The following is a 14,054-nucleotide window of genomic DNA, read 5'->3' on the forward strand; positions in this document are numbered from 1 at the left end:
GGTGACGAGCAAGATGGTGGGTCGCCAGCCGAACGGCTCGTGCGCCAGACGACGCACCACGGTGCCACGTGGCGTTCCCTCGCAGCCGCACCGCCGGCACCACTGGTCCGGCTCAACGACCCGGCAGGCCAACACGGCCCGCTTCGGCTCGATCTGTTGGCCGACGACCTCCAGGCCGAGCTCGTCGAGGCGGGTGAACGTGGTCAGGTTGGGGCGCGTGAAGGTAGCGTGAGGCACGTCGAGGTCTTCCGGATGATGAGTGTGAGAACTTCCATCTTCGGGAGGCCTCGACCCTCATCCGCGGACCGACGCGCCGCCGTGATCACCCCGCCTCTACACCCTCAAATGTGATGAGCCTGATTTCGGCGGCTGTATCCTTGTCCGCAGCTTGATCGCCAGAACCATTCGTTGAGCCATCGGAAGAGCCACAGCCGGCAAGCGCCAAGGCGCCCGCAAGCAGTGCTGCGATTCCGTATTTGCGTCGAGAGATCATAGTGATCCTTCCAAGTAGTAGGGGGAAACGTTAGGAACGCTGTTGGTGGGACGCGAAATACTCGGCAACCTCCTTGGAAATTTGGGGTACCGCCATTGGCACCGAACCTGACCGAAGCGACTCTGTAGCCGCAATACCCGCCGCGACGGCATCCCGTGCGCTCAACGGCGAAGTATCAGTTGGACCACCGTCAGTGATGAACCGGATGAATTCGGCAACTGTAAGCACGTCGGCATCACCGTGCCCTTCGGCATCGCCACGAATGGCGTACTCCTTGTCACCGCGTTCGCGGTATTCGCTGCGCTTGTTCCACAGCCGGACGACTCCGCCCTCGGAGTCACCGAAGTTCTCAATTCGCCCTTCGTCGCCAATGACGGTGTAGTTCCGCCAGTAATCGGGACTGAAGTGGCATTGTTCGTAACTTGCGAGAACGCCAGAGTCCATCCGCATCAACATCATCGAAATGTCCTCGACGTCTATGACAGGGTTGAGGCTGTGCTGTTTAGCCGGCGGGTACGTTTCGTAGTCGAACCACTCACCCATGAGCTCGGCCGAGTTGTCGCGCCTATCGGTGACGTTGCCGTAGACCATGAGGTCGCCCATTGCGGTTACTTCGCGGGTCGCCGAGCCCGCCAGGAGATGCATAACGTCAATGTCGTGGGCGCCCTTTTGTAGCAACAGGCCGGTGCCGTGTTCCCGGGTGGCATGCCAGTCCTTGAAGTAGTAATCACCTCCGTGGCCCACGAAGTGGCGAGTCCAGATCGCCTTGACCTCGCCGATCTCACCCCGCTGGATGATGTCGTGCATCAACCGCACCACATGCATGTGCCGCATGTTGTGCCCGACGTAGAGTTTCGTCCCGGTTTCATACGCCGTCTGCAAGACTCGGTCCGCATCGGCGATCGTGATGGCGATTGGTTTTTCAAGGTAAACCGGCACCCCGGCACGAAGCAGCTCGCAGGTGATGTCAGCGTGGGTGTCGTCTGGCGACGTCACGAACGCGGCGTCCACTCCGGCCGAAATCACCTCGGCCGTAGAGTTGACGTGCGCGACATCCGGCCCGAGGCGATCTTTGACTCGGCGGGCACCATGCGGTGAGGGATCGGCGGCCACAACAATTTCGCCACCCACCTGTTCCGCGTGCCTCGCCAACCGGCATCGTGCTCCGGCGCCAATGACCCCGATGCGAATCGTCATGCGTATTTCTCCCAGTCTTTCGTGAGTTTATGGAGAGGAGGTGCCGGAGGAATATGTCCGGATAGAAGAGCCGAGGTGGCATTCTCAATTGCCGCAATCAGGCCCCCGAACATCGGGCCGTCGCTGCCGAGCTCGGTCAACGTTAACGGCGGAGGTGATGCAGAAGTGAAGAGCTGAGTTAACTCGACCTGCAGCGGCTGAAGTAGTTCGTGTCCCGCGCGTGCATCTGGTCCGGTTAGTACGACCAGCGCTGGGTCGACTGTGGCTACTGTCAGTGCAAGGAGCGGCGCAACGGTCGCAGCAATTTCCTCTAGGGTCCGAGATCGAGTAGCCCCATCGATCGTGGAGTCCAGGAGCTCATTGAGCCGAGACATAACGGAAGCCCTGGCAAAGACCCCCGGCAAAGATAAGTAGGAGCTTTCTCCGGCGGCAAAGGTCGTACCACGATGCAGCCGTCCGCCCAGCAGCAGGCCCGCCTTAATCCCCCCAGACATGTGAGCCAATACGACATTGTCATACCCCTGAGCCACCCCCATGCGCGCCTCAGCCAAGGTCGCCATATTGACGGTGTTCTCCAGCACCACATCGCAGTCTGGCAATGGCAAGACATCCCGAACACCGTAGCCATTGAACTCCGGAAAAGCGTTCACCCGCAGAAAGGAGCCTGCCGGATCGACGACGCCCGGCGTTGAGACGACAATCGAGATCAGATCCTCGGTATGGGGACTCGTTTTCAAGAATTCCTCAACGATCTCGGCGAGCGCCTCCCTCGTTTGCACTCCCGATGAAAACTCATGCCGCTCATACAGTCGGTACGCTCCCGTGAGATCGGCAATTCCGACTCGAACCGAAAGCTCCGTGATGTCGAAACACGCAACCTTGGAGCGAGGTTCGAACCGATAACGAGCTCCCGGCCGTCCCGGTCCAGCGAGTGGTTTCTCCTCACCCTCAGTAGCGAGGCCCTTCTCCACAAGTTCGCGAAGGATTGTCTGCGAGGTCGGGCGAGAAAGCCCCGTCGCCTTGGCGATGTCAGACGCTGTCGCGCTACCCAGATCTCGGAGCTCCTCGAAGCACGCCGCAACGTTTCGTGCGCGTTGTTGGCTACTCGTCATTGGGTGCTCCTGCGTCGTGCTCCGGCATCGCCATTTACGTAAGAGGTTTACGTAATAGCCTTATCTAATTACGTGAGCTACGACATGTCAAGGCCGTTTCGAGTCACTGCGTCCTTCTCGTGATTGACTGACGTCATGACACAGACCCTGGACGTCGACATCTTTTCCGACATTGCATGCCCGTGGTGTTACATCGGCAAGCGGCGATTCGAGGCGGCATTAGAGCAGCTCTCCTTCGCCGAGCACATCAATGTTCGGTGGCACAGCTATCAGCTAGATCCGCAGCTTCCCGCCACGTACCCCGGCACGGAGAAGGACTATCTGATGGAGTCGAAGGGACTCGACGATAACAGCATTGACCACATGCTTGCTCAGGTGACAGAACACGCCGCCGAGGTGGGACTCACCTATGACTTTGATCGACTGAAGGTCGCCAACTCCTTCCACTCTCACCGACTCCTCCACGCAGCAGCCACGGTCGGCAAGAGCGGAGAGATGAAGGAATCACTACTCGCAGGGCATTTTTGCGACGGACTCGACATCGGTACCGACGACGACCTTCGAGTCATGGCGGATCGAGCGGGCTTGCCGAGCGACCTAACAGAATCCGTCCTCCGTGACAAGTCTGCATTTGCCGCCGACGTGCGAGATGACATCAAGACGGCTCAACAGCTTCAGGTCAGTGGCGTGCCATTTTTCGTTCTCGGCCAGAAATACGGTCTCGCCGGAGCGCAGCCAACGGAGACGTTCGTTGAGGTTCTCACCCGAGTCTGGGAGGAATCGAATCCCAGCCCCATCACGCTGCTAAACGATGACCCCTCCGGACAGGCCTGCGGTCCGGACGGCTGCGACTAGGAACGAGCAACCTTCGCCTTGAAGCGCCGGATGGCATTTCGAGCCCCCTTCGCAGCGGAGACAACCGCACTCCCAGCAGACGAAGTACGGAATTTCTCTAGCGCCTGGTAACGGTGAGCTAGTACGGCAACACATGGCGCCTGCCGGACTCGCCCTGCCGAAGATTCCACGAGGACTCTTTTGGGGTCGGAACGAGCTATGAGGACTTCGCGGACCGATTCACCCCGCATAGTGAGAACCTCGCAGAGCTGACTTCCCGCCTGATCGGGGCCGGCGGGCGATACATCGTTCCCACAACGAAGCATCACGATGGTTACTGCCTGTGGGACACCGAGACCACCAACTTCAACTCGGTAAAGCGAGGACCCGGAATTGACGTAATCGACGCTGTCGCCTCGGTCGTCTCCGATAGCGATGCGCGGCTTGGCCTGTACTATTCAGGCGCGCTCGATTGGCATGTCTCCGACTTTCCCCCGATCAACTCCGATACTGACCTCTTTGCGTTCCGCCGCAATGACGAGAACTACGCTCAGTACGGGGCAACTCAGCTGCTCGAACTCATCGACCGGTTCAAACCTGATCTCCTGTGGAACGACATCGACTGGCCCGACGGAGGTAAGGGGACAGCCGACTTCGCTCTCGCAAGCATTCTGACGCAATACTACGAGCACTTCCCGGAAGGTGTCGTCAACGACCGTTGGGGCATCCCCCACCATGGATTCCTGACGCGCGAGTACAGCCACGTCCCCGACATCATGGATCGTCCGTGGGAAGCAACGCGCGGACTTGGGCGTTCATTCGGAATCAACACGAACGAGGATCCTGCTGACCGACTATCCAGCCTCGAGCTCATCCACCTGTTGCTCGACGTCTCGGCTAAAGGCGGAAACCTCCTCATCAATGTCGGCCCCGACGCAGACGGACAGCTCGATACGTACCAGTCGAAAACGGTCGATGATCTCGGTGAGTGGATGTCCCAGTTCGGCGCCCTGTTGTACGGGACTCGCCCAGCCCCGGCTTTCACCGCCGAATCACCCGGAGATCTCCGGTTCGTCACCAAAGGTCAGGATCTGATCTGCTACGTGCGTGACCGCAGTGCCTCCGTCGTTGCCCTTCCCTCCTGGGCAACGGGCACGAGGGCGCAATGGCTGGTGGATGGCAATCACCAAGACACAGCCATTAGCAGTGAGCGAACTGTTGATATACCTGCCGCTTCATCCGACACCCCGATAGCTCTCGTCATCAAATAGAAAGACTGCCATGAGCGCCCTTCTTCCCCCACCGACCCGTCCACGCATCGCGATCGCCGGGATTCACATCGAATCATCGACATTTTCTCCCCAGCTTGCTGTGGCCGAAGACTTCGAGATCACGCGAGGAGATGAGCTCTTCTCCCGGTATTCGTGGATCGATGAGACGTGGTCCCAAGCAATCGAGTGGCTGCCTATCTTCCACGCTCGGGCACTGCCGGGAGGCGTGTTGGAACGCGAAACCTATGAGACCTGGAAGTCCGAGATTCTAGAAGGCCTTCGCGCACTGGGGAAGCTTGATGGGTTTTTCTTCGACATCCATGGGGCGATGTCCGTCGTCGGACTCGACGACGCCGAAGGTGATCTCATCACCGGGATCCGGAGTGTCATCGGGACCGAGCCACTAGTTGGCACCTCAATGGACCTACACGGCAACGTATCCCATGAGCTTTTCGAGGGCTGCGATCTACTGACCTGCTACCGCATGGCTCCGCATGAGGACGCCCTCGAATCCCGCCGGCGCGCGATGCGAACCCTTGCCCTCAGAACGCTGTCAGGCCTTGGAAAGCCAGCCAAAGTACTCGTTCACATCCCCATCCTGCTTCCGGGCGAAATGACCTCCACTCGGATCGAAACCGCGAAACGCCTCTACGCGAGGATCCCGCAGCTTGAGGCCCAACCAGGCGTGATCGATGCAGCGTTTTGGATCGGCTTCGCATGGGCGGATCAGCCCCGATGCAAAGCTGCCGTCGTCCTCACCGGCGATGACGCTGATGTCATCGAGCGCCTCGCCATGTCTTGGGCCAAAGAAATCTGGGAGGCTCGTGACGAATTTGAGTTCGTCGCTCCCGTGGACACCATGTCTGGCTGCTTGGAATGGGCGCGCACGGCACATCGGCCCACCCTGATCTCTGACACAGGAGATAATCCCGGGGCTGGTGGCGCGAACGACACCACCTGCGCGCTCGGGGAACTCCTCGACTTCGAACCCGTCATGAGCGGTGACCTCACCGCGATCGTCGCGTCCTTGCACGATGCGGAATCGGTACGCGCAGCGATCGATGCAGGAACCGGAGCGGTCGCCGACTTTGTCGTAGGTGGAAAGATCGATCGCCGCGACCCCGGCCCTCTGCCCATCACTGCGAGAGTCCAGCACATCGGAACCGACCCGCTTGGGGGAAGCACCGCTGTCCTGAAAGTCCTGCGCGATGGCCACGACACTGGTCTGACGGTCATCGTCACCGAACGGCGCAAGCAGTATTCCGATTTGGAGAGCTTCACACGGTTGGAACTGGATCCAACCGCTACCGACATCGTGGTGGTGAAAATCGGCTATCTTGAACCGGACCTTTACGAACTCCAGCGGGATTGGAAGATGGCGTTGACGCCCGGCGGCGTGGACCAGGACCTCATCCGTCTCGGCCATATGAAGATTGACCGCCCGATGGTTCCCTTCGACGAGAATGTGGACAGCGTGCAGTTGCGCGTCATTACGGGCTAAACTCCCGTGCAACGTCTGCGCCCTTGAGATACTTGGGGATATGGCTCGCATCTTCACCCCGCTCCGGATCCGGAAGCTTCTGGTCCGAAACCGGATCTGGCTTTCTCCCATGTGTATGTACTCGTGCGAGAACGAGGACGGGATCGTAGGCGACTGGCATTCCGTCCACCTGGGCGCGAGGGCGGCTGGTGGTTTCGGGCTGATCATGACCGAGGCCAGTGCCGTTTCCCCTGAAGGACGCATTAGCCCACACGATGCCGGCATATGGAATGACGACCAAGCCGCCGCTTGGAAGCCCATCGTAGAGTTCGTCCACTCCCAAGGCGCCGCGATCGGGATCCAACTCGCCCACGCCGGACGCAAAGCCTCCACCCACCGGCCATTTCCAGGAGAGATTTCGGGGATCGTCACCGCTGCCAACGGCGGCTGGGATGTTATCGGGCCTTCTGCTGAGAGGTATCCCGGGCTGAAAAATCCAACGGTCATGACGACCGACGATATCGAGCGAGTAATCGCTGATTTTGCGTCGGCTGCCGAGCGCGCGATCGCGGCTGGTTTTGACGCCGTAGAAATCCATGCGGCCCACGGCTACCTCCTGCATTCCTTCCTCTCTCCTCTGTCAAACCACCGGGAGGACCAGTGGGGCGACAGCTTCGAGAATCGGACGAGGTTCTTACTTGAGACCGTGAAGGCGGTCCGCTCTACTGTCGGCGACGAGTTCCCGATCTTCGTCAGAGTCTCCGCCACAGACTGGGCTGAGCGAGGTTGGAGCATTGAGGACTCGACCCATCTTGCGCCCCTCCTTTCCGACGCCGGGTGCGACCTCATTGATGTGTCGTCGGGAGGAAACGTGCCGGCCGAGATCCCGCTTGGGCCTGGTTACCAAGTGCCGCTAGCAGCGACTATCTCAGCGGAGCTACGTGAAAGAGCACTGGACACCTATGTCGGCACGGTTGGTCTCATCACGGACGGGACGCAAGCGGAGAAGATTCTGGCCGCGGGAGATGCGGACGTCGTACTGCTCGGAAGGGCCGGGCTACGAGAGCCCAACTGGCCGATGGCTGCCAAAGGGCCGCTGCGTTCTGATACTCCGTTTTGGCCGCCCCAATACATCCGCGCTGAGCTGTAGCTCGCGCTGAATATGATATGCAGCACACACTAAATTACGACGATCAATCATCGGCCAAGCCCGGACACTTCACGTTGGCCAGCGCCTAATTCTGTCGCAGTGACACCGTTGATTTCTGTCACCCCTCTCAACGTCTCGTCGCTTAATAGCTCAACTCTCCGCTTTTTAAGCAACGCCAGGAAAGCGACTTGACTGTCGGCAGTGGCTCAGCATCCGAGACAACATGGCGGGAGAAGGTCGCTATGCGGACTCGCGGCTATGTATACTGTAGGAAGTTACGCGTTACGCGTGACGACCACAAGTTACTCCCGAATTACCACTTGTGGCGGAGGCCCGGGCTGCAGATCATCTGCTTGTCCGGGCCTCCTTCCGTTTTTGGGAAGATCTCGACAGTACGTAGAGCTCAGAAGAGTGACCGCGCTCGATCTGGATACTTGAATCCCGCATACCCGCCGCTTTCGACAAGAAAAGCTACTGCCTTCTCCCCCACGACGCTCGGGACAGCAGGAAGAATTCGATCAACGAGGCGAGCTGAGTGTCCAAGAATCCTCTCCGACTGGAGAGTACTTGCCATCGCGACGGCTCTTCCCCATATGCCCCGAAGAGCCGGTGGTTCAGCTAAGCCGTGCTTCTCTAAGAACGCGCGCTTCGCGGTGCCCGCATGAAGAGCCCGCAACGCACGTATTTCGGTCGTTGTAGCAGCGACGCGGTGTTCCGTTTCTAGCGCTGGTTCAAGCTCAATCGGCACTCCAGCACGGAACAGTCGGTAGCCGTAATCGACGTCTTCCCAACCGTACTTCCGGAATCTCGGGTCATAGAGACCAACCTCCGCCATGACCTCACGTCGGGCCGAGCTATTGCCATGCCAGTAGATCCAACGCTCCGACGGCGGCGCATGGTAAGCCTCCTCACGGAACATCTGATCCCGCGGCTTTCCGTATGCTCGCGAATAGGGAGTTTCCGGGTATCGGTTGAGACACAGGCCTACCAGCCCCTTGACGACCTCTCCATGAGACGTCGCGATGATGTCGATGTAATCCGCAGCTGGCACGAGGTCGTCATCGCACCTGGCGATAACCTCGCCGGAAGTAGCCTCGATACCACGATTGAGCGCCGCGACTCGTCCGCGATTTTCCGGAAAAACTGTCCAGCTAAGATCGACCGTGGGGAATTCTTGCTTAAGGCCCTTCAGGACGTCTTCTGATTTATCGATGTCGCCATCAACGATGACGTGGACGTCGAAGCGTGCGGCAGTCTGTTGATTTCCAAATGCCTGGAGCAAGGTGGGTAGTCGGCCGGCTCCCCCTCGTGAGGGCACGATGACACTGACGCTTTTCATGATTCTGCCCGCTCTTTCTCATCCCGTATGTACTTTTCGAGGGACTCGAAATGGTCCGGCGGATCAAACCCCGCGTCCCGAAGTGCGGCGAGATCCATGACTGAATTGGTGGGGCGTCGCGCAGCCAGCGGCTTATCTCTGTAATACTCCTCTGCCGTCACCGGAGAGACACGATGTGGGTCAGCTCCCGCGAGCTCAAATACGTGTCGAGCAATAGCGAACCAGCTTGCGGCTTCCCCGCTTCCCGTCACATGGTACGTCCCGTAGGGAGCTGAGGACCTAATCAAGTGCAGGATCGCATTCGCCAGATCCGTCGTGAATGTCAGTCGCCCCCACTGGTCATCGACGACCTTCGGGTCAATCCCTCGGTCAGCTAGACCAAGCATTGTGCGAACAAAATTCGGCCCGTCGCCGATTAGCCAACTCGTCCTTACAACCCAGTGACGAGCTGTGGTGGTGACGGCGAGTTCGCCAGCGGCCTTTGATGCCCCATAGACATTGAGGGGCACGATGGGGTCTTGCGGTGAGTAGGACTGTCCTAGGGGCCGTGAGCCGTCGAAGACGTAGTCAGTGGAAACATGCAGTAATGGCACGCCTGCTGCTTCGCAGTGCCGGGCGAGATCAGCGACACCCGTGGCGTTGATTGCCCATGCCTGCTGCGATCCCTCAGGCGATTCTGCTCCGTCGACATCGGTAAAAGCTGCGGCGTTAATAACCGCTTTGAAGCGTCGTAAGCTCCCGAGGTGGTCAGCATCGATGTTTGACAGGTCGAATCCCGGCCGATCGAGGGTAGTGAACGCCTGGCCCTGTTCCTCGCACGTCTTCACCAAGGCTCTACCCAATTGGCCGCTACTACCAAGGATGAGGACCGGCGGCTCGCTGACGGGTTCGACGTCGGTGAGCATCGGATGATGGCGATCCTTGTCTGAGACCTCGGCTTCAGCTAACGGAATGGGCCACGGGACGGCCAACTCCGGATCAGCCAGATTCACGAACGTATAGTCATCCTGCGCATCGGCGCTCCAGTGAGCATTCACCAGATAGGTGTACGACGTTCCTGGCTGAAGAGTCTGGAACGCGTTTCCGACTCCTCTAGGAACGAAAACTGCTCGGTCTGGACCGATCTCGGCAGTTACAACGCGACCGAATCCACTGCCAGGACGAAGATCTACCCAGGCTCCAAAGACCTTGCCGTTGGCCACCGAGATGTACTTATCCCACGGCTCGGCGTGGATTCCCCGGGTGACGCCAACAGCCGCGTTGAACGAAATATTGTTCTGAACCGGCCCGAGGACAGGTAGTCCTGCAGCGGCGAGTTTCGCGTTTTGCCAGTTCTCCTTAAACCATCCTCGATTGTCCCCATAGACCGGGACGTCAATCAGGAGTAGGCCGGGAATCTCGGTGGGGGACACCGAAAAGTTGCTGCTCACTGTCCTGCCTTTGCGTACCGGGCCTCCGTCGCAGCTTTTTGGGGGCGCCACCACTGCTCGTTGCCTCTGTACCACGCGATCGTGTCGGCCAGGCCTTCACGGAAACTCGTGAACTTCGGCTCCCACCCGAGCTCTTCTCGCAATTTGGTGGCATCGATCGCGTATCGAAGGTCGTGGCCGGGTCTGTCCGCAACGTGCTCAAATTCGTCTGGAGATTTGCCCATGAGCTCGAGAATCATCGAGATGACGTCACGATTATTGAGTTCACCATCGGCACCGATCAGATAGGTCTCGCCGGATCGCCCGCTTTCCAGGATTCGGTAGACAGCAGAAGAGTGGTCCTCGGTGTGGATCCAATCGCGAACATTCGTACCGGCGCCATACAGTTTCGCCACACCGCCGTCTAGGAGGTTCGTGATCTGTCGCGGAATGAACTTTTCGACGTGCTGGTAGGGGCCGTAGTTATTGGAGCAGTTCGACAGTGTGACCTCCAGTCCGAATGAACGACTCCAAGCTCGCACGAGGTGATCGGATGCGGCTTTGGACGCCGAGTACGGACTCGAGGGCTTGTACGCAGTGTGCTCGTGGAATTTCTCCGGAGTGTTCAGCGGTAGGTCCCCGTATACCTCGTCGGTTGACACGTGATGGAAGCGCTTGGCGAACTGTCGAACAGCTTCAAGAAGAACTGCCGTTCCCACGACATTGGTGTGGACAAAGGGCATCGGGTCCGACAGCGAGTTGTCGTTATGGGATTCTGCTGCGTAGTGGACGACAGCGTCGCTGGCGTCGACCAATTCCAAAACTAAGTCTTTGTCGCACACGTCCCCGACTACGAGCTCAACTCGCTCGGGGTCTAGCCCGTCGAGCGACTCTCGATGCCCTGCGTAGGTTAGTTTGTCGAGGACGAGAACCTGGTGGTCTGTTTGATCCACGAGGTAGTGAACAAAATTCGATCCAATAAAACCCGCGCCGCCGGTCACCAGAATCCGAGTCATGTCCCTAGCGTAGCGTTGATTTTTCTGCTTAATTGGAACTAACCCATTCCATGGAGAGGACAGCAGTGAAGGGCATCATCCTAGCTGGCGGGACCGGGTCCAGACTTCACCCACTTACTCTTGGAGTCTCCAAGCAGTTGATGCCGGTGTACGACAAACCGATGATCTACTACCCACTGTCGACACTTATCCTTGCTGGCATCGACGACATCCTCATCATCACGACCCCCGAAGACGCGGAACAGTTCGAACGACTGCTGGGAGATGGCAGCCAGTTCGGGATCACACTCTCCTACACAACGCAGCCCTCACCTGACGGCCTTGCGCAGGCTTTTATCCTCGGGGCCGATCACATTGGCAATGAGGCCGTCGCGTTGATCCTGGGTGACAACCTCTTCTACGGCCCCGGAGTCGGTACCCGGCTCAGGGAGCACGCCGACAAACCTGGCGCAACCATTTTTGGATACTGGGTTTCCGACCCCCGATCCTATGGTGTCGTCGAATTCGATTCGGAAGGGCGGGCTCTATCCATCGAAGAGAAACCCCAGCATCCGAAATCAAACTGGGCAGTGCCGGGCCTGTACTTCTACGACAACAGGGTCGTTGAAATCGCGCGAAATCTGAAGCCGTCGCCCCGGGGAGAACTCGAAATCACGGATGTGAATCAGACCTATCTAGAGCTCGGCGAACTGCGCGTCGAAAAGCTGCCGCGGGGCACCGCATGGCTCGACACAGGTACGTTTGACGATTTGAACGACGCCTCCAATTACATCCGCACGATCGAGAAACGCCAGGGCCAGAAGATCGGATGTCCCGAGGAAGTTGCATGGCGCTTGGGGCTCATTGATGATGACCAGCTTCGCATACGCGCGGGCGAACTAGCTAAGAGCGGCTATGGCGCCTATTTAGAGGAACTCCTAGGCCACGGACTCCAAAACTAAGGACTTCGAGGAGTCCTAGGTCAATTCGCCGAGCTCAACCAGTCGACGGAATATCGGATTGTTCTCGCGGAGCGACTCGAAACTTCCTTTAGCCACGACCTTGCCGGCGTCGAGGAGAACAATCTCATCACATGATCTGACTGTGGACAGACGATGAGCCACGACAATTGTCGTAACGTCTCCCCGAACCGTCTCCAGCGCTTGTGTGATGTCGTGCTCGATCTGGTTATCGAGGGCAGATGTTGCCTCGTCGAGGAAAAGGTACTTTGGATTTCGATATAGCGCCCGTGCGATACCAACGCGTTGCCGCTGGCCGCCCGACAGGAGCTGTCCACGCTCCCCAACCTCGGTCTCCTCTCCGTGCGGAAGCTCCGCGATAAGCGACTGTAAGGCAGCGGATTCAATCACCTGAGCGAACCGAGATTCGTCGTAGGGCACTCCCAAACAGATGTTCTCTCTAAGGGTCCCTTCAAAGATCATGACGTCCTGTGGCACCAAACTGATTTGCGAAAACCATCCAAACGGGTTGTCGTGGATACGCTGGCCTTCAACGAGAACGTCCCCATGCGCGGGTTTCAGCAATCCTGTCAATACGTCTATCAGTGTGGTCTTGCCAGCTCCGGAAGTGCCCACGACCGCTACCGACGAGCCAAACGGGATAGTGAAGTTGACATCGTCCAGTATGGGTCGATCAGTGTCCGGGTATCGGTATGAAACATGAGAGATTTCGATATCGCCCGGCTCTAGCGTGGTCAGGGAACTTGGCTGCTCAACCCATGTTTCATCTGCAAGATCTGCGTAGGCCTTCGACAGGATTCTCAAAGGCTCACGCCCGAGTCGAATCGAGTTCAGAGACGCCACGAGTCGATTGATTCCAGGAAGCACTCGCGTGCCTGCTGCGACGAATGTTCCGAGAAGTGCGATCGCTGGTTCAATCCCTGAACTGGCAACCGAAATTAGCGCAACTGCGGTAGCACCGACAATGAACACGACATCCAAGAGATACTTCGGCACTTCGGCATACATGCTCCCGCGGCGCCTCAGTCCCGCTTGTTCAAACATTGCCGTGCGGTTGTCGGCAACGAAAGACCCCAGGAGAAGATTCATCCGAACATCGCGAAATCCTTGGAATCCCTTATACGTATAACCCGCGATGATCAGGTCGAGTTCGGCTAACCGGAGCGAAACCTGGCGTGGGCCTCGTTGGGTCGCCCGCAGCATGAGCCAGGCTGCGCCACCAAAATAAACCATCGCAAAGAGTGCCGGTATGGGCATGAGAACCAGCAGCGCAATCATGATGAACGCCATCGAAATCACCTCGGTAACGACCGAGATTCCGCCTAGAACAACCAGGCCGAAGACCTGTTGCGGGAAGAGTGAAACCGCTCTCGAGATTTCTGGCAGGCTGCGTCTCTTGTGCTGCGAATACTCCGCCCCAAGATAGCGAACATACATATCACTTGAGAGTTCCGCCTGCGAAGAATTAACCATACCGATAACCCACCAGCGGAAAGCAATGGTGGCCACCGCTCTGATGATGTAGATACCGATGAGTGAGCCAAGAAGCGCGACGAGGAGACGCTCTCGACTCGTAGTGGAGAAGATATCGCTGAGGCTTCCAAGGATCCCAAGAGAGATATCGGAACCGGAGATGAGAAGCATGAGGGGATACATCGCAAGGACGGCAACGATATCCAGCATTGCCACGCCGACGGACCCTGCGATCGCGAGCATCACACCACGGCGGGCCCGCTTGGAAAGCATGGGGACAACTTCTGCCCACACTCTCTTCAGTGCGATGGGATTCATGGC

General features: G+C 58.4%; 10 protein-coding genes and 2 pseudogenes. 5 read left to right on the forward strand and 7 right to left on the reverse strand.

Annotated elements, in window-relative coordinates; translation table 11 throughout:
* The 3 genes and pseudogenes from BLU67_RS08155 to BLU67_RS08165 all read right to left on the reverse strand — a co-directional run.
* Nucleotides 1-237, reverse strand: a pseudogene (locus tag BLU67_RS08155) (ISL3 family transposase); the annotation flags it as partial.
* A gap of 286 nt (nt 238-523) precedes the next feature.
* The gene (locus BLU67_RS08160) at nt 524-1,690 is read right to left on the reverse strand and encodes a Gfo/Idh/MocA family protein (RefSeq protein ID WP_092564819.1); all 1,167 of its coding nucleotides are present in this window, start codon (nt 1,688-1,690) and stop codon (nt 524-526) included.
* Nucleotides 1,687-2,802 (reverse strand): ROK family transcriptional regulator, encoded by a 1,116-nt coding sequence (locus tag BLU67_RS08165; RefSeq protein ID WP_092564821.1) that lies wholly within the window; start codon nt 2,800-2,802, stop codon nt 1,687-1,689. The genes BLU67_RS08160 and BLU67_RS08165 overlap by 4 nt, the downstream gene beginning before the upstream one ends.
* A gap of 135 nt (nt 2,803-2,937) precedes the next feature.
* Between BLU67_RS08165 and BLU67_RS08170 the strand changes: the two genes are divergently transcribed.
* From BLU67_RS08170 to BLU67_RS08185, 4 genes and pseudogenes are all read left to right on the forward strand, one after another.
* Complete coding sequence (locus BLU67_RS08170; protein WP_222842436.1) at nt 2,938-3,657, forward strand: DsbA family oxidoreductase; 720 nt, start codon at nt 2,938-2,940, stop codon at nt 3,655-3,657.
* A 137-nt stretch (nt 3,658-3,794) separates the two neighbouring features.
* Nucleotides 3,795-4,907 (forward strand): annotated as a pseudogene (locus BLU67_RS08175) (alpha-L-fucosidase); the annotation flags it as partial.
* Nucleotides 4,908-4,917: 10 nt separating this feature from the next.
* Nucleotides 4,918-6,408, forward strand: coding sequence for a M81 family metallopeptidase (locus BLU67_RS08180; protein WP_092564825.1), 1,491 nt, complete (start codon nt 4,918-4,920; stop codon nt 6,406-6,408).
* A 40-nt stretch (nt 6,409-6,448) separates the two neighbouring features.
* Nucleotides 6,449-7,537 carry an NADH:flavin oxidoreductase/NADH oxidase gene (locus BLU67_RS08185; protein ID WP_092564827.1) on the forward strand — a complete coding sequence of 363 codons (1,089 nt, stop codon included), beginning with the start codon at nt 6,449-6,451 and terminating at the stop codon, nt 7,535-7,537.
* Nucleotides 7,538-7,940: 403 nt separating this feature from the next.
* Here BLU67_RS08185 and BLU67_RS08190 read toward each other — a convergent pair whose 3' ends face one another.
* The 3 genes from BLU67_RS08190 to rfbB are packed head-to-tail and all read right to left on the reverse strand — an operon-like array spanning nt 7,941 to nt 11,301.
* Nucleotides 7,941-8,876, reverse strand: coding sequence for a glycosyltransferase family 2 protein (locus BLU67_RS08190; RefSeq protein WP_092564829.1), 936 nt, complete (start codon nt 8,874-8,876; stop codon nt 7,941-7,943).
* Complete coding sequence (rfbD, locus tag BLU67_RS08195) at nt 8,873-10,306, reverse strand: dTDP-4-dehydrorhamnose reductase (RefSeq protein ID WP_092564831.1); 1,434 nt, start codon at nt 10,304-10,306, stop codon at nt 8,873-8,875. The genes BLU67_RS08190 and rfbD overlap by 4 nt, the downstream gene beginning before the upstream one ends.
* On the reverse strand, nt 10,303-11,301 hold the full coding sequence (gene rfbB, locus BLU67_RS08200; protein WP_092564833.1) for a dTDP-glucose 4,6-dehydratase: 999 nt from the start codon (nt 11,299-11,301) through the stop codon (nt 10,303-10,305). The genes rfbD and rfbB overlap by 4 nt, the downstream gene beginning before the upstream one ends.
* Before the next feature lie 65 nt (nt 11,302-11,366).
* Between rfbB and rfbA the strand changes: the two genes are divergently transcribed.
* Complete coding sequence (rfbA, locus tag BLU67_RS08205) at nt 11,367-12,242, forward strand: glucose-1-phosphate thymidylyltransferase RfbA (RefSeq protein ID WP_092564835.1); 876 nt, start codon at nt 11,367-11,369, stop codon at nt 12,240-12,242.
* Between the two features lie 15 nt (nt 12,243-12,257).
* Here rfbA and BLU67_RS08210 read toward each other — a convergent pair whose 3' ends face one another.
* A complete protein-coding gene (locus BLU67_RS08210; RefSeq protein WP_092564837.1) occupies nt 12,258-14,051 on the reverse strand; it encodes an ABC transporter ATP-binding protein in 1,794 nt (597 codons plus the stop codon).
* Between the last annotated feature and the right edge of the window lie 3 nt (nt 14,052-14,054).

The sequence above is a fragment of the Bowdeniella nasicola genome (genome assembly GCF_900107735.1).
GTDB lineage: Bacteria > Actinomycetota > Actinomycetes > Actinomycetales > Actinomycetaceae > Bowdeniella > Bowdeniella massiliensis.

What these genes read in the sequence shown, in the direction of transcription:
- BLU67_RS08190 (WP_092564829.1), bottom strand. Translation starts at nt 8,876, where the DNA reads ATGAAAAGCGTCAGTGTCATCGTGCCCTCACGAGGGGGAGCCGGCCGA.
- rfbB (WP_092564833.1), bottom strand. Translation starts at nt 11,301, where the DNA reads ATGACTCGGATTCTGGTGACCGGCGGCGCGGGTTTTATTGGATCGAAT.
- BLU67_RS08185 (WP_092564827.1), top strand. Translation starts at nt 6,449, where the DNA reads ATGGCTCGCATCTTCACCCCGCTCCGGATCCGGAAGCTTCTGGTCCGA.
- BLU67_RS08180 (WP_092564825.1), top strand. Translation starts at nt 4,918, where the DNA reads ATGAGCGCCCTTCTTCCCCCACCGACCCGTCCACGCATCGCGATCGCC.
- BLU67_RS08160 (WP_092564819.1), bottom strand. Translation starts at nt 1,690, where the DNA reads ATGACGATTCGCATCGGGGTCATTGGCGCCGGAGCACGATGCCGGTTG.
- BLU67_RS08210 (WP_092564837.1), bottom strand. Translation starts at nt 14,051, where the DNA reads ATGAATCCCATCGCACTGAAGAGAGTGTGGGCAGAAGTTGTCCCCATG.
- BLU67_RS08170 (WP_222842436.1), top strand. Translation starts at nt 2,938, where the DNA reads ATGACACAGACCCTGGACGTCGACATCTTTTCCGACATTGCATGCCCG.
- BLU67_RS08165 (WP_092564821.1), bottom strand. Translation starts at nt 2,802, where the DNA reads ATGACGAGTAGCCAACAACGCGCACGAAACGTTGCGGCGTGCTTCGAG.